This window comes from Streptomyces griseoflavus, from assembly GCF_014649995.1.
GTDB lineage: Bacteria > Actinomycetota > Actinomycetes > Streptomycetales > Streptomycetaceae > Streptomyces > Streptomyces griseoflavus.
The window spans coordinates 218794-233915 of record NZ_BMUC01000011.1 but is presented as its reverse complement, the minus strand read 5'-3'; the positions used below and the strand labels follow the sequence as shown (position 1 = coordinate 233915).

The following is a 15122-nucleotide window of genomic DNA, read 5'->3' as shown; positions in this document are numbered from 1 at the left end:
GCTGGTGACCAGCTCCCGCAGCGGATACCGGGCCAGCACCGCCTCCACCTCCGGCGTCAACGCCGCCGCCAGCCGGGTGGCACAGGGGAGGGAGTCGTCGCTCAGCTTCTTCGCCGCGGCCAGCACCACGTCCCGCCCGTCGTCCCGCGGCACCCCCGCCGCCGCACGCTCGTGGAGATCGGCGCCCTCCTCCAGGACCAGCCCGGTGTCGATGCCCGCCGGGACCTTGATGCCGGCGGTCCTGCGCCAGGTGGTCACGGGGTCGCTCCATGCCTCGACCCGGTAGGTCCACCGGCCGGGGCCGTCCGCGACGACCTCGGCGCCCCACCGGTCCGTGCCGGGCGCGAGCTCCCGCATCGGCGTGAACGGCCCAGGACGCCCGTCGGGATCCTCCAGCACCACGTCGGCGCCCACCGCGTCGTGCCCTTCCCGGAACAGGGTGGCCGTGACCTCGAAGGTCTCACCCACGACGGCCTTGGCCGGCCGCCTCCCGCCGTCGACGGACGGCCGGACGTCCCGTACCGGGACACGACCGATGGTCCGGGTCGTCTTCATGGGGTGGTGCACCTCCGCCGTGCTCGACGCCCGGGCGGGCGCCCGGGCGTGGGACCAGACAGCGGCGGGAAGGTCATTGCCTTCCCGCCGGGGAGCGCCGCTCCACGGCCGGCGGGCCCCGCCGGACCGTGGCGGCGGGACGGGGCCTGCCGTCCTGTTCCTGCAAGTAGGTGACGACGGTGGTGCGCAGATACCGTTCGGCGGCGTCGGCGGCCTCCCGCGCGCAGCGCTTCCCCATCAGCACACAGAGGGTGTAGCCGGAGTCCTCGAAGGTGGCCCGCACCGTACGGTCGGTGGGCGCCGCCAGCATCACGCGTTCCCAGGCCCGGTAGCGACGCAACTGCCGGGCAACTTCGGCTTTTGCGGGTAGCAGCATGCGCCGTTCACCCTTCCGGGGCTCGATGGAGACGCGTTGTCCCGACGGTCGGGCGGAACCGTGCGCAGCGGTGCACGGACCCGTAACGGCGATCGAGGTCTTCACACATGGTGCACGGGCGGTGACCCGACGTCTTGTTGGATATTCAACCAACGGGGGGTGGGCTCCCCGGGTCGTCCCGCACGCGGTTTCCGCCCCTCCCTGCCCGTTTGTCGCCCCACGCGTCCCGCCCGGCGCTCGTGTTGCACGAATGGACCAACCCCCTCACGCTGAAGGTGACTCAGAAGCCATACCCGCTCACGTTCCGTGACCGGGGGCTCGCCCCGCGGGGCGAGGAGGAGCGAGAGTTTCGCGGTGAGGAGCCGACGACGATGAAGACCGCAGTGCCCTGCTACTACCACCTCGACGTGGAAGTGAGCCCGGAGAAAGTGGGACAGGTCAGCCGCATCATGGCCGCCCACCTCCGGTTCTGGGACCTGGAGAACCTGATGGAACCCGTCTGCGGCGGCGCCGAGATGCTGCTGCGCGCCATCGCCGAGCACGCCACCGACCGGAACACGTCGATCGAGATGTGGTGGAACGGACAGCACCTCATCACGGCCATCGGGGAGAACAACCGCGCCCTGCGCCCGGACCAGGAACTGCGCGGCTGCCTGCAGCACATCGCCGCGTGCAGCGACGGCTGGGGCTGCTGCGCCACCGAGAGCGGAGCCAAGGTCATCTGGTTCTCCCAGCGGGCCCGCGCCGGCGAACGCGTCCCCCTCGTGCCCACCACACCCGACCCGCGCGAGAGCGAGGGTCTCGACCTGCCCCGCGAGCTGAGCGTCACCCTGCTCACGGGCCGGGTACGAACGCCCGGCGGCCTCCTGGAGGAGGCCCGGTGACCCGGCGACAGACCCGGAAAGGGGCGCCCGCGTGGAGCGGGCGCCCCTATCCACTGGGTGCGGCCTACGACGGCGAGGGCACCAACTTCGCCCTCTTCAGCGAGGTCGCCGAACGCGTCGACCTGGTCCTGGTGGACGACGACGGCCGCCACCGGACCGTACGGCTCACCGAGGCCGACGGATTCGTCTGGCACGGCTACCTCCCCGGCATCGGCCCCGGACAGCGCTACGGCTACCGGGTGCACGGCCCCTGGGCCCCGTCGGCCGGCCACCGCTGCAACCCGGCGAAACTGCTCCTCGACCCCTACGCCACCGCGGTGGACGGGCAGATCGACAACCATCCCTCGCTGTACGAGCGCGACCCGCACGGCCCCGACCCGGCCGACAGCGCCGGCCACACCATGCTCGGCGTGGTGACCGACCCGGCGTTCGACTGGGGCGACGACGCCCCGCCCGGCCGCCCCTACTCCGACACGGTGATCTACGAGGCCCATGTCAAGGGCATGACCCGCACTCACCCCGACGTCCCCGACGAACTCCGGGGCACCTACGCCGGACTGGCGCACCCCGCCGTGGTCGGGCACCTGACCTCGCTGGGCGTCACCGCCGTCGAGCTGATGCCGGTGCACCAGTTCGTCCAGGACGGTGTGCTGCAGGGCCGCGACCTGGTCAACTACTGGGGATACAACACCATCGGCTTCTTCGCCCCGCACAACGCCTACGCCGCCCGCGGTACGCGCGGACAGCAGGTCACCGAGTTCAAGAACATGGTCAGGACCCTCCACGCCGCCGGGCTGGAGGTGATCCTCGACGTCGTCTACAACCACACCGCCGAGGGCAACGAGAAGGGCCCCACGCTCTCCTTCCGAGGCATCGACAACTCCTCGTACTACCGCCTGGTGGACGGCGACTGGCGCCACTACTACGACACCACCGGCACCGGCAACAGCCTGCTGATGCGCCACCCCTACGTCCTTCAGCTGATCATGGACTCGCTGCGTTACTGGGTGACCGAGATGCACGTCGACGGCTTCCGCTTCGACCTCGCGGCCACCCTGGCACGGCAGTTCCACGAGGTGGACCGGCTGTCGGCGTTCTTCGACCTCATCCAGCAGGACCCGGTGATCAGCCGCGTCAAACTGATCGCGGAACCCTGGGACCTCGGTGAGGGCGGCTACCAGGTGGGCAACTTCCCGCCGCTGTGGTCGGAATGGAACGGCCTCTACCGCGACGCCGTACGGGACTTCTGGCGCGGGGAGGAGCACACGCTCGGCGAGTTCGCCTCCCGGCTGACCGGCTCCTCCGACCTGTACGCGCACCACCGGCGCAGGCCCCGCGCCAGCGTCAACTTCGTGACCGCACACGACGGTTTCACCCTGCGTGACCTCGTCTCGTACCATGACAAGCACAACGAGGCCAACGGCGAGGGCAACCGGGACGGCGAGAGCAACAACCGGTCCTGGAACTGCGGCGCCGAGGGCCCCACCCGCGACCCGGCCGTGCTGGAACTGCGCGCCCGCCAGCAGCGCAACTTCCTCGCCACGCTGCTGCTGTCCCAGGGCATCCCGATGCTCTCCCACGGCGACGAACTCGGCCGCACCCAGCGCGGCAACAACAACGCCTACTGCCAGGACAACGAGATCAGCTGGATCGACTGGCGGCTCACCGGTGAACAGCGCGCCCTGCTGGACTTCACACGCACCCTCATCTCGCTGCGCGTCGCCCATCCCGTACTGCGCCGCCGCCGCTTCTTCCGGGGCGAGACGGTGCGCCACCATGACCAGCCGCTGCCCGACCTGGTGTGGCTGCTGCCGACCGCCCAGGAGATGACCGACGACGACTGGGGGCGCTCCGACGCCCACTCGGTCGGCGTGTTCCTCAACGGCGACGCCATCGCCGAACCCGGCCCGCGCGGGCGGCGCCTGGTCGACGACTCGTTCCTGCTGCTTCTCAACAGCCACTGGGAGCCGGTCGACTTCCGGCTGCCGGACGCCTCCTACGGCGAACGCTGGACGGCCCTGATCGACACCGCGGACCCGGACGGCACCCCCGACGAGTCGGAACACAAGGCGGGCACGACCCTCACCGTCGACGCCCGCAGCCTGGTGCTGCTGTCCCGCCCGTCCCGCGCGCCGCGCTGACCGGCGGGTCCGGGGAGGTCAGCGCTCCCGGCGCGAGGTCACCGTGAACTGGGCGCCCTCGTTGTCACGGAGCACGGCCTCCTCGGGCCCCTCGGACAGCACGCTGCCGCCGTGCCGTTCGGCGGCACGGGCGCAGGCCGCCACGTCCCTCACCGCGAAGTGGACCTGCCAGTGGGGCCGGATGGTGGGGTCGGGAGCCGATCCCAGCGCCCCCGACTCGATGCGCGCCACCACGTTCCCGCCGCTGCGCAGCACCACTTCCTCGCCCTCGTAGCCGACCTCGCAGTAACCGGGTTCGCTGGAGGCCCAGTCGAAGACCTCGCCGTAGAAGATCGCGGCGTCGAAGGCGTCCCGGGTGTGCAGCCGGATGAACGCCGGCCGCGCCCGGTGCCAGGCCACCCAGTCGCTGAACAGCTCCCCCTCCCACACCCCGAACGTCGCCCCGTCACGGTCGGCGAGCAGCGCCGCGCGCCCGGGCGGCAGCGAGAGCGGGCCGACCGCCGCCGTCCCGCCGCGCTCCTGCACCCGCGCCGCCGCCTCGTCGGCACTGCGCACCGCGAAGTACGGGGTCCACGCCACCGCCATCTGCCACATGTCGGCGACGGCGGCGATCCCGGCCACCGGCCGGCCGTCGGCCAGGGCGACCCGGAACCGGTCGCCCAGGCGCACCGGACGCCACTCCCAGCCCAGCACCGCCCCGTAGAACTCCTCGGTCGTCCGCACGTCGCGGCTGGTCAGACTCACCCAGCAGGGCGCGCCGTAGACGGAGTGCGTGGAGAAGACCTCCGTCGCGGCGGAGGAGGGCATGTCGTGGTTCATGGCAGTCGTGTCCTGATCTCGTCGGCAGCCACCCGGATGGCACCAGTGTCGGCCGGGCACCGGCCCGGGCGCCTGCCGAGTACCCCGGCGGGACCCCCGAAACGGTGCCCCCGCACGCCCCCGGACCACCCCGGTGGCACAGGGCGGCCCCAGTAGCGACGATGGAGGAGTCCGACACTGGGTGAAGGCACTCAAGCACCCTGCGAAGGCACGACGAGAGCGGACACACCGGACCCGGAGGTGACCATGCCCACGGACGGGGGCGCGGACCGGATTCTCCAGCTGGAGGAAGAGGTGCAGCAGCTGAAGGACGCGGTCGTCTCGCACGCGGTGGTGGACCAGGCGATCGGCATGATCGTCGCACTGGGACGGGTCTCGCCCGACCAGGGCTGGACGGTCCTCAAGGAGGTCTCCCAGCGCACGAACATCAAACTCCGCAGCGTCGCCGACATGATCCTCGTCTGGGGCCGCACCGGCCTGCTGCCCGTCGAGGTGCGCACCGTGCTGGAGGAGGTCCTGGACCGGCTCGGCCCCACCCGGCTGCCCGGCGAGCCCCCCGAGCGCTGACCGCCCGCCGAGCGGCCGGGTGGCGTGGCGCCGGTGCCGGCCCGGTCAGCCGGCCTCGGTGCGCAGTTCCTCGCGCAGCTGCGCGAAACAGCTGCTGAGCAGCCGGGAGACGTGCATCTGCGAGATGCCGAGCTGCTCGGCTATGCCGCTCTGCGTCATCCCCTTGAAGAAGCGCAGGTAGAGGATGAGCCGTTCGCGTTCCGGCAGCGCCTCCAGACAGGGCCGTACCGCCACCCGGTCGACGACCGTGTCGTAGGCGGGGTCCGGTCCGCCGATCGCGTCCCCGAGGGCGTAGCCGTCGGTGCCCGGCATCTCCGCCTCCAGCGACAGCGCGGAGAAGCACTCCAGGGCCTCCGCCCCGGTGCGCACCTCGTCCTCGCTCAGCCGGGCGTACGCGGCGATCTCGGGGACGGTGGGGGAGCGGCCGGGGGTCGTCTGGGCCAGCTCCTTCGCCGCGTGCCGCACGCGGTTGCGCAGGTCCTGGACCCGGCGCGGTACGTGCAGGGTCCACATGTGGTCGCGGAAGTGCCGCTTGATCTCACCGGTGATGGTCGGCACGGCGTACGCCTCGAAGGCGTTGCCGCGCGCCGGGTCGTAGTGGTCGACGGCCTTCACCAGACCGAGGGCCGCCACCTGGTACAGATCCTCCAGTGCCTCACCGCGCCCGCGGAACCGGACGGCGATCCGTTCGGCCATGGGCAGCCAGGCGGTGACCAGTTCGTCGCGCAGCGTCCGGCGCTCGGGCCCTTCGGGGAGCCCGGCCAGACGCGCGAAGTCCCCCGCCGTGTCGGGGGCGTCGTCGTGGGAGTGCGGCTTCCTGGGACTGACGGTACGCATCAGCGCACCTCCCTGAGCGGGATGCCGGATGGACGGACCCCGTGGGAAGCGGCTGCACGGACCGGGCGGGCCCGGGGCCGGCGATCCGGTTCCCACGGACGTGCCTCCTGTCCGAAGCACTGAGCATTCCATTCCCCGTGTGCCGTCCTTTCAAAACGGCTTCCGGAATTCACGGTCATTCACCGGGTCCGCATTCTGGGAGGAGTACGTTCTGGAATCGGAGGAATTCAATGCGTGAAATGCCGGCCCGGAGCGGCGGACGGTCCGCGGCCGCGGTGTGGCCGGTGGCGCGGCGCGCCACCGCGGCGCTCCGGTGATCATCGCGGCGGACGTGATGTGCGGCACGCCGCCGCGGCGGGCCCGGCGGGTCGGCCGGGGATTCCTCCAGCGCAGCGCTTGATCACTGATCAGGCCGGGCGAACTGCCTGACCACGGCGCATTCCGCCCATTTGACAGTGCGCTGAGCCCACAGATAGGAAACAGCGGACAGAAGTCGAGAGGTGCACTGTGTACGAGCCGAACGTGGTCGGGGACTGGCAGGAGTACGACGAGCATGCCGGTCTGCGGGTCCGCGTCCATCGTCTGGAACCGGGGGAGCCGCCCCGCGGACGGGACGACGCGGCCGACGGGCTGGCGTACTTCAGTGTCCGCGTGACCGTCGAGAATCGCGGGAACCGGCCTTTCTGCATTCACCTCGAGGACGGCCAGATCGACGTACGGACCGGTTCCGACGGCGAGAGCGCGTTCATCGACTGGCGCAACTCGCAGTTCATCGAGGGATTCGACGTCCACCCGCTGCGCCGTGCCACCGCCGTGCTCTACGCGGCGGGACCCGAGGCGTCCCTGGACCAGGTCGACGTCCAGGTGCAGCTGCGCGCCGACGAGGAGTGGGCCGGCCGCCGGCTGTGGAGCGGCGGCGTCGGGGTGCGCGAGTGCTCCGCGGGCACGCCCGTCGGCGCCGGCCGGGACAGCCTCGCCCAGCAGGTGAGCGTCTTCCTCCAGGAGCAGGCGGAGGAGGGCACCGCCTGACCCGGAGTCAGTGCGGGATGCCGTCGATGATCTCGCGGGCGCCCTGACGCAGCAGTGCCACGGCGACCGAGGTGCCGAGCGTCGCCGGGTCGAGCCGTCCCGCCCACTCGTGCGCGTTCAGCCGTGTCTTGCCGTCCGGCGTGAAGACGCAGGCGCTCAGGGACAGTTCGCCGCCCCGGTCCACCCGCGCGTACCCGGCGATCGGGCTGTTGCAGTGCCCCTGCAGCACATGCAGGAACATGCGTTCGGCGTCGGCCTCGCGATGGGTGTCCGGGTGGCCGAGGACGCCGACCGCGTCGATGAGTCCGCTGTCGCCCTCGCGGCACTGCAGGGCGAGGATGCCCGCGCCGATGGGCGGCATCATCGCCTCCGGGGAGAGCACCTCGCTGATCACGTCGGCGCGGCCGATGCGTTCCAGCCCGGAGACCGCGAGCAGCAGCGCGTCCGCCTCGCCGTCGGCGAGCTTGCGCAGCCGCCGGTTGGCGTTGCCGCGCATCGGTACGCACCGAAGGTGCGGGTGGGTCGCGGCGAGCTGGGCGACCCGGCGCACCGAGGAGGTGCCGATCCGCGTTCCCGGCGCGAGTTCGTCCAGGGTGAGCCCGCCCGGATGCACCAGGGCGTCACGGATGTCGTCCCGCTTCAGGAACGCGGCGAACACCGTGCCCGCCGGGAGCGGCCGGTCGGCGGGCACGTCCTTCACGCAGTGCACGGCGACGTCCGCCTCGCCCGCCAGCAGTGCGGCGTCCACCTCCTTGGTGAACGCGCCCTTGCCCTCCACCTGCGACAGATCGCCCAGCCACTTGTCACCCGTCGTCCTCACCGGGACGACCTCCGTGCGCACACCGGGCCGGGCGGCGGCCAACTCCTCGCGCACCCGCTCCACTTGGGCGAGCGCCATGGGGGAGTCGCGGGAGACGATGCGGATGGTTCCGGGGACGGACATGGCGACACGATAGACCCTCACGGCCCGTCCGGTGCCGGGAACGACGAAGGGGTTCCCGGCACCGGACGGGGCCGCCCCGCTCAGCCGTTCGGGTCGAACGGGATGCCCGACGGCTTGGCCGCCGCGAGATGGGAGGCGAAACTGCCGTCCTTCAGGCCGAAGTGGGCGCTGCCGAAGTCGTGGGCGACCAGTGCGTCGCGCAGTCCCGCCGGGTAGCCGTTCCATCCGACCAGGGCCGGGTACTGCCAGCTGCCCCGGTGGTTCTCCGGCGGTTCGTCGCCCGCGCCGGCCAGGCGGAAGCAGTGGGTGCCGATGCCGTCCTTGTGGTAGACGATCTTCGGGTGCGTGCCCTCGAAGCGGACCGCCGACCGCGCGTGGACCGTGAACGAGCCGTGGTTGGACGTCGCGACGTACTGGGCCGTGTCGTCGTGCACCCACACCACGACGTGCTCCCAGTCGTGGCGGTGGCCCCCGAGGCCGATGCCCGGCAGGGCCTGGTCCTTCTCGAAGTACAGGGCGTAGACGACGGCGCACCATCCGTTGTTGCACCTGGAGCGGGCGTAGCCGTTGGTGTCGGCCAGGTCCGAGGCGTCACGGCAGTTGCCGTTGAGCGCGCCCGTCGGCTTGAGGCCGGGATTGACCGTGCCGTCCGGGCCGATCGCGGCCGTGGGGTAGCAGCCGTCGGTGTCGTAGTCGTAGGCAGGCTGGAAGGTCCGCTCCAGGGCGTCGGCACTGGCCGGCAGGGCGGGCGGGGGAGCGGCGAAGGCGGTGGCGGGGAAGGCGAGGACGAGCGCGGCCGCGCCGGCCGTGCCGGTCAGCCATCTCCTGCGGTGTGTTCGGGGCGTGCTCGACGACACTGCGTCTCCCTCTTGGTCCGGGCGCGGACCAACGGCTGTGGGGGATGGGGGAGTTCAGCATCCCGGCTGGACGCATGCATGCCAAGAGGGGTCGCGGGTGCCCCCGGTGGAGCGCGGCGCGACGCTCACGGCGCCAGGGTGCGGATCAGACCATGTCGTCCGGAATGTCGGCCGCCGCCTCCTCCGGGGCGAGGTCCGGCCGCAGGCGCAGCCAGGACGGCTGGCGCAGCATGCCGTCCCGGGTGCGGGTGCTGTAGCGCACCTCGCCGACCAGCCGGGGCACCACCCAGTGCGCGCCCGGGACGGCCGGTACCGGGTCGAAGGGGCAGACGTCGGTCGCCGCGGCCCGCAGCAGCGCGGCGAGTTCGGTCCGTTCGGCCTCGCTCCAGCCGGTGCCCACGCCGCCGACGTAGCGCAGCCGGCCCCCCGCCCGCTGCCCGGCCAGGACGGCGCCCGGCAGCCCGCTCAGCCGCCCCCTGCCGGGCAGCCAGCCGCCCACCAGGACGTCCTCGCTGCGCATGTTGCGGATCTTGATCCACGCGCGGGAGCGCACGCCCGGCTCGTACACCGAGTCCAGCCGTTTGCAGACCAGGCCCTCCAGGCCGTGCTCCAGGGTGGCCCGCAGGGCCTGCCGGCCGTGACCGACGATCGCCGACGGGGTGGACCAGGCGGGCCCGTCGAGAGCGAGGTCCAGCAGCGTCTCGCGGCGCCGGACGTAGGGCAGCCGGACCAGTGACCGCCCGTCGAGGTGCATCACGTCGAACAGCACCAGATGGACCGGCACCGCCGCCGCGCGCCGCGCCGCCCTGGCGGGGGCGTGCGCCAGGCCCATCCGGGACTGCAGCAGCTGGAAGCTCGCGCGGCCCTCCTCGTCGAGGGCGAGCACCTCGCCGTCCAGCACCGCGGGTCTGCCGCCGAGGGCGGTGGCCAGCGGACGGAGCTCCGGGTAGGCACCGGTGATCTCCTGCCCGGAGCGGGCCCGCAGGGCGAGCGTGCCGTCCCCGGGGAGGTAGACCACCGCCCGCTGCCCGTCCTGCTTGGTCTCGTAGGCCCAGCGGGAATCCGCCGCGGGAGGGGGCAGCGAGCCGGACGTGGCGAGCATGGGCGGGATCAGCGGCAGGGTCGTCACGGGGGAGGTGTGGACGCCCGGGCCGGACGCCACGCGCCCGCCGCGGTGCTTTCGCCCGAACGGCCTCCGACGGGGCCGGGCGCGGCCCGGGCGCGGGGGCGATTGATTGAGTTACGCAATGAGATGGTAAAGTTCCGGTATGGCCACACCCCCGCTCCCCGACGTTCCCGCTTCCCCGGAAGTGGCCGAGATCGAGCGCGCGCTGCACCGCATCACGTATCTGAGCTCGCGCGCCCGTCGGCACGAGCGGCTGACCGCCCTGGCGGGGGTACCGCTGGACCGGGCCGCGGTCGCGCTGCTGCGGAAGATGGCCGACGCCGAGCCGATGCGGCCGGGGGAGCTGGCCGCGCAGCTGGGCGTGGAGGCCTCGCACGTCACCCGTACGGTGCAGCAGCTGGAGAAATCCGGCCACGCCACCCGGGTCCCCGACCCCGACGACCGGCGCGCGCAGCGCATCGAGCTCACCGACGCCGGACGCGAGGCCATCGCCCGGCTCCGCCAGACCGGCGTCCGGGGCATGCAGGCAGCCCTCGCCCACTGGTCGCCCGACGACCTGCGGCAGCTCGCCACCCTCTTCCACCGCATGGTCGACGACTTGCTCACCTACGCCGCCGACGAGGACGCGGAATCCGGGGCCACCCGCTGACCCGCGCCGCGGATCCGGCATCCGACGGCTCCTTACCGTCCGGTAATATCGCGCGGCAGGCCACCGGAGGAGGAACCGTGTCACGGTCCGAACGCTCGCCCCTGCTGCTCGCCGGCCTGCTGGCCGCCGCGGGCACCGCGCACTTCGCCGTCCCACGCCAGTTCGACCACACCGTGCCGCGCTCGCTGCCCGGCTCACCGCGCACCTGGACCTACGCCAGTGGCGCCGTGGAACTCGCGCTGGCCGCCGGCCTGGCGCTGCCCCGCACCCGCAGGACCGCGGCCCTGGCCTCGGCGGCGTTCTTCGTCGGGGTCTTCCCCGCGAACGTGAAGATGGCCGTCGACTGGCGGCACCGCCCCGCGCCGCAGAAGGCCGCGGCCCTCGCCCGGCTGCCGCTGCAGGTGCCCCTCGTGCTCTGGGCGCGCGGCGTCGCCAGGAACGCGGAGGGCCGGCCGTGAGCGGGCGCCCGGAGAAGGGCGACACGGTCGAGGACTTCGCCCTGCCGGACGAGACCGGCACCGTCCGCAGGCTCTCCGACCTGCTGTCCGAGGGGCCGGTGGTGCTGTTCTTCTACCCGGCCGCCCTCAGCCCCGGCTGCACCGCCCAGGCCTGCCACTTCCGCGACCTGGCCGCCGAGTTCGCCGCCGTCGGCGCCCGCCCGGTCGGCATCAGCGGGGACCCGGTCGAGCGCCAGGCCGAATTCGCCGGACGGCACACCCTCGGCATGCCGCTGCTGTCCGACCCCGACGGCACCGTCCGCGAGCGCTTCGGCGTCAAGCGGGGGATCGCCCTGGCGCCCACCAAGCGGGCCACCTTCGTCATCGGGCGGGACCGCACCGTCCTGGAGGCCGTCCGCAGCGAACTGCGGATGAACACCCACGCCGACCGTGCGCTGGCCGCCCTGCGCGACCACCGGGCGTGACAGGGCCCCGGGTGCCCCGCCGCGGTTGAGAGGGCGCGGCCCCGGGTCGATGCTGGACCAATGGAGGAAGCCTCCGCCGCGGTGACCGTCGACACCCGCTCCATCGTGACCTGCTGGAGCGAGGGTGCCCGGCGCCTGACCGGCCACCCGGCCGAGGACGCCGTGGGGCGGCCCGTGCGGGAACTGCTCACCGAGCACGTGCCCGCGGGCTCCGGGCCGCTGCCGCCGAGGACCGTCGAAGTGCGCCACCGCGACGGTCACCCCGTACTGCTGCGACTGGCCGCGCAGCCCCTGCTGGACGCGCGGGGCGCACCGGCCGGACACGTGATCACCGTCGAGCCGTCCGAAGCGGGGGACGCCTCCCTGGCGGGGCTGGTGCTCCGGCAGGCGCCCCTGGGGATGTCACTCCTGGACACCGAACAGCGCTATCTGAGAGTCAACGACGTCGCCTGCCGGATGCTGGGCACACCCGAGTCGGACCTGGTCGGACGCGGCTATCTGGACATCATGGGGGAGTCCGAGGCCAGCCGCGGCTTCAGCAGACACCTCCGCCGGGTCGTCGAAACGGGTGAACCCGTGCACCTGGAGGACTTCACCCGGCTTCCCACCGGCACCCGGCTGCACGCCTGGCACATCGAGATGTGGCCGGTCCGCGACACCTCCGGCACGGTCATCGGCACCGCCGTGGCGGCGCTCGACAGCAACACCCAGCTCCGCGCCCGAGAACGCCTGGTGATGCTGAACGAGGCCGCCGCACGGATCGGCACCACCCTGGACGTGGTGCGCACCGCGGAGGAACTCGTGGAGATCCTGGCGCCGGGATTCGCCGACTTCGCCGCCGTCGACCTGCTCGACGAGGTCATCGCGACGGGCGGACCGCCGGACCGCCGGCCGGACGGCTTCCCGCTGCGCCGCGTGGCGCACCGCTCGGCCACCGAGGGAACACCCGAGTCGGCCGTCCGCATCGGCGAGATCGACGGACACCTGGCCGACTCGGTTCCCGCACGGGACCTGCGGGAGGGCCGGGCGGTCCTCCGGGGCGCCGGCGATCCTGACTTCGACCGGTGGCTGAGCGGCCGGGGCACCTCCCCGCGGGAGGAGGGCCCCACGGTCCCCGCCGACACCCACTCGCTGCTGAGCGTGCCGCTGCGTGCCCGCGGGACGACGCTCGGCGTCGTGGTCGCCGCGCGCACCACCCACCCCGACGCCTACACCGCCGACGACACCCTCCTCGCCGAGGAACTCGCCAGCCGGGCCGCCGTCTGCGTCGACAACGCCCGCCGTTTCGTCCGCGAGCGCACCACCGCGCTGGCGCTCCAGCGCAGCCTGCTGCCGAAGGGGCTTCCCGGCCAGGCCGCCGTCGAGGTCGCCCACCGCTACCTGCCCTCCGCGTCGGCGGCCGGCATCGGCGGTGACTGGTTCGACGTCATCCCGCTGGCCGGCAGCCGGGTGGGCCTGGTCGTGGGCGACGTCGTCGGTCACGGCATCCCCTCCACCGCGGCCATGGGGCGGCTGTTCACCGCCGTGCGCACGCTCGCCGACGTGGACCTCCCGCCCGACGAACTCCTCACCCACCTGGACGACCTGGTCCTCCACCTCGCCACCGACGAGAGCGGCGAGGACGTCGCCGAGCTGGGAGCCACCTGCCTCTACGCCGTCTACGACCCGGTGTCCCGGCTCCTGACCGTGGCGGCCGCCGGACATCCGCCGCCCGCCGTGGTGCTGCCCGACGGGACGAGCCGGCTCCTGCCCGTGAACACGGGTCCTCCGCTCGGCGTCGGCGGGCTGCCGTTCGAGGCGACGGAGCTCCGGCTGCCCGAGGGCTCCGTCGTCGCCCTCTACACCGACGGCCTGATGGGGCACCGCGACCTCGACCACGCCACCGAGGAGCTGCGCCGGGCCCTGACGGCGCCCGCCGACTCGCTGGACGCCCTGTGCGACAGCGTGCTGAAGGCCGTGCTGCCGGAGGAACCCGACGACGACGTGGCCCTGCTGCTGGCCCGCACCCGGGCCCTCGGCGCCGACCGGGTGGCCACCCGGGAGGTGCGGCCCGACCCCGAGGAGGTGGCCGCCGTCCGTGAGTGGACCTCCGCCATGCTGAGCGCCTGGGAACTGGACGAGATCGCCTTCGTGACCGAGCTGGTCGTCAGCGAACTGGTCACCAACGCCATCCGGTACGGGGTGCCCCCCGTCCAGCTGCGGCTGATCCGCGACCGTACCCTCATCTGCGAGGTCTCCGACGCCAGTTCGACCTCGCCGCATCTGCGCCGCGCGCACGTCTACGACGAGGGCGGCCGCGGACTGCTGCTGGTGGCCCAGCTCACCCAGCGCTGGGGCAGCAGGCAGACCGACCACGGCAAGACGATCTGGGCGGAACAGCCGCTGCCACGCCGCTGATCCGCCGCCGGTGCCCCGCGCCGTGGTTCCGCACGACGGCGCGGGGCGCCGGTCACCCGCTCAGAACTCCTCGTGCACCTCCGGGTCGCCGCCGATGCGCCGGTGCGCGCGTCCGGAGATCGTCCGCATCTGGGCGGCATCCAGTTCAAAGCCGAACACGTCGAGGTTGGCGCGCTGCCGCGCGGGATCGGACGACTTGGGGACCGGCAGTACGCCCAGCTGGACGTGCCAGCGCAGGACCGCCTGGGCCGGGGTGACGCCGTGCGCCTCGGCGACGGTGGCGACGGCGAGGTCGTCCAGCAGCCGCGAGCCACGGCCCAGCGGGCTCCAGCTCTCGACGAGCACGCCCTTGTCCGCGTGGTGGGAACGCAGCTCCTCCTGGGGGAAGAAGGGGTGCAGCTCGATCTGGTTGACCGAGGGCAGCACCCCGGTCTCCTCCTCCAGCCGCTCGATGTGGGCGGGCGTGAAGTTGGAGACGCCGACCGACCTGACCAGCCCGTCCTCGCGCAGCTTGATCATGGCCCTCCAGGAGTCGACGTACCTGTCGACGCGGGGGAGCGGCCAGTGGATGAGATAGAGGTCGACGTACTCCAGGCCGAGCCGGGCCCGGGACTCCTCGAAGGACGCGAGGGTCTCCTCGTAGCCGTGGTGCCGGCCCGGGAGCTTCGTCGTCACGACGATCTCCTCACGGGGCACCCCGGAGGCGGCCACGGCACGGCCGACACCGGTCTCGTTGCGGTAGTTCGTCGCCGTGTCCACCAGGCGGTACCCCGTCTCCAGGGCCGTTCCGACCGCCCGCTCCGCCTCTGCGTCGTCCATCGGCCAGGTGCCCAGGCCCAGGGCCGGGACGGTGGTGCCGTCGTTGAGGGTGTGGCTCGGAATGCTGATCACGAGGGGGCCTTCCCGTTGACGGTGTCGTCCTCCCAGCGTCGGGGACGACGGGGGCGGTGATCAAACGGAGCGGGTCCCGGCGCGCGGGAGGCCCTGTCGCCAGGCCCGCGCTCCGCTGCCACGATCTTC

General features: G+C 72.9%; 16 protein-coding genes. 8 read left to right on the top strand and 8 right to left on the bottom strand.

Annotation, left to right across the window (positions count from 1 at the left end):
• The coding region (locus IE172_RS23545; RefSeq protein WP_190099283.1) for a maltotransferase domain-containing protein at positions 1-555 on the bottom strand (555 nt) is incomplete at its 3' end.
• 73 nt (positions 556-628) lie between these two features.
• A complete protein-coding gene (locus IE172_RS23540; RefSeq protein WP_190099282.1) occupies positions 629-931 on the bottom strand; it encodes a DUF5133 domain-containing protein in 303 nt (100 codons plus the stop codon).
• A gap of 371 nt (positions 932-1302) precedes the next feature.
• Here IE172_RS23540 and IE172_RS23535 point away from each other — a divergent pair, with 371 nt between their 5' ends.
• Both IE172_RS23535 and glgX read left to right on the top strand, forming a co-directional pair.
• On the top strand, positions 1303-1815 hold the full coding sequence (locus IE172_RS23535; protein ID WP_190099281.1) for a pep a2: 513 nt from the start codon (positions 1303-1305) through the stop codon (positions 1813-1815).
• Entirely contained in the window at positions 1812-3956 is a 2145-nt protein-coding gene (gene glgX / locus IE172_RS23530; protein WP_190099280.1) for a glycogen debranching protein GlgX, read from the top strand. The genes IE172_RS23535 and glgX overlap by 4 nt, the downstream gene beginning before the upstream one ends.
• Before the next feature lie 18 nt (positions 3957-3974).
• Here glgX and IE172_RS23525 read toward each other — a convergent pair whose 3' ends face one another.
• Positions 3975-4775: a VOC family protein gene (locus IE172_RS23525; protein ID WP_190099279.1), complete on the bottom strand. Its 801-nt coding sequence runs from the start codon at positions 4773-4775 to the stop codon at positions 3975-3977.
• Between the two features lie 246 nt (positions 4776-5021).
• Between IE172_RS23525 and IE172_RS23520 the strand changes: the two genes are divergently transcribed.
• On the top strand, positions 5022-5342 hold the full coding sequence (locus tag IE172_RS23520) for an ANTAR domain-containing protein (protein WP_435808671.1): 321 nt from the start codon (positions 5022-5024) through the stop codon (positions 5340-5342).
• Between the two features lie 45 nt (positions 5343-5387).
• Here IE172_RS23520 and IE172_RS23515 read toward each other — a convergent pair whose 3' ends face one another.
• Positions 5388-6179: an RNA polymerase sigma factor SigF gene (locus IE172_RS23515; protein ID WP_190099277.1), complete on the bottom strand. Its 792-nt coding sequence runs from the start codon at positions 6177-6179 to the stop codon at positions 5388-5390.
• Positions 6180-6686: 507 nt separating this feature from the next.
• On the opposite strand from IE172_RS23515, the gene IE172_RS23510 reads away from it, so the two are divergent.
• Positions 6687-7208, top strand: a complete 522-nt coding sequence (locus IE172_RS23510; protein ID WP_190099276.1) for a hypothetical protein — start codon at positions 6687-6689, stop codon at positions 7206-7208.
• A 7-nt stretch (positions 7209-7215) separates the two neighbouring features.
• Here IE172_RS23510 and hemC read toward each other — a convergent pair whose 3' ends face one another.
• The 3 genes from hemC to ligD all read right to left on the bottom strand — a co-directional run bounded on the left by hemC (position 7216) and on the right by ligD (position 10110).
• Complete coding sequence (gene hemC, locus IE172_RS23505; protein ID WP_190099275.1) at positions 7216-8151, bottom strand: hydroxymethylbilane synthase; 936 nt, start codon at positions 8149-8151, stop codon at positions 7216-7218.
• Between the two features lie 80 nt (positions 8152-8231).
• Positions 8232-9008 (bottom strand): NPP1 family protein, encoded by a 777-nt coding sequence (locus IE172_RS23500; RefSeq protein WP_190099274.1) that lies wholly within the window; start codon positions 9006-9008, stop codon positions 8232-8234.
• Positions 9009-9153: 145 nt separating this feature from the next.
• Positions 9154-10110 carry a non-homologous end-joining DNA ligase gene (gene ligD, locus IE172_RS23495; protein ID WP_190099302.1) on the bottom strand — a complete coding sequence of 319 codons (957 nt, stop codon included), beginning with the start codon at positions 10108-10110 and terminating at the stop codon, positions 9154-9156.
• Positions 10111-10276: 166 nt separating this feature from the next.
• Between ligD and IE172_RS23490 the strand changes: the two genes are divergently transcribed.
• The 4 genes from IE172_RS23490 (at position 10277) to IE172_RS23475 (ending at position 14102) form a co-directional block, all read left to right on the top strand.
• Positions 10277-10783 carry a MarR family winged helix-turn-helix transcriptional regulator gene (locus IE172_RS23490; RefSeq protein WP_190099273.1) on the top strand — a complete coding sequence of 169 codons (507 nt, stop codon included), beginning with the start codon at positions 10277-10279 and terminating at the stop codon, positions 10781-10783.
• A gap of 77 nt (positions 10784-10860) precedes the next feature.
• Positions 10861-11241 carry a DoxX family protein gene (locus tag IE172_RS23485; RefSeq protein WP_190099272.1) on the top strand — a complete coding sequence of 127 codons (381 nt, stop codon included), beginning with the start codon at positions 10861-10863 and terminating at the stop codon, positions 11239-11241.
• The gene (locus tag IE172_RS23480; RefSeq protein WP_190099271.1) at positions 11238-11705 is read left to right on the top strand and encodes a peroxiredoxin; all 468 of its coding nucleotides are present in this window, start codon (positions 11238-11240) and stop codon (positions 11703-11705) included. The genes IE172_RS23485 and IE172_RS23480 overlap by 4 nt, the downstream gene beginning before the upstream one ends.
• A gap of 60 nt (positions 11706-11765) precedes the next feature.
• On the top strand, positions 11766-14102 hold the full coding sequence (locus tag IE172_RS23475) for a SpoIIE family protein phosphatase (RefSeq protein WP_190099270.1): 2337 nt from the start codon (positions 11766-11768) through the stop codon (positions 14100-14102).
• A gap of 60 nt (positions 14103-14162) precedes the next feature.
• On the opposite strand, the gene IE172_RS23470 is transcribed toward IE172_RS23475, so the two are convergent.
• Entirely contained in the window at positions 14163-14993 is an 831-nt protein-coding gene (locus IE172_RS23470; RefSeq protein WP_190099269.1) for an aldo/keto reductase, read from the bottom strand.
• Positions 14994-15122 lie beyond the last annotated feature (129 nt).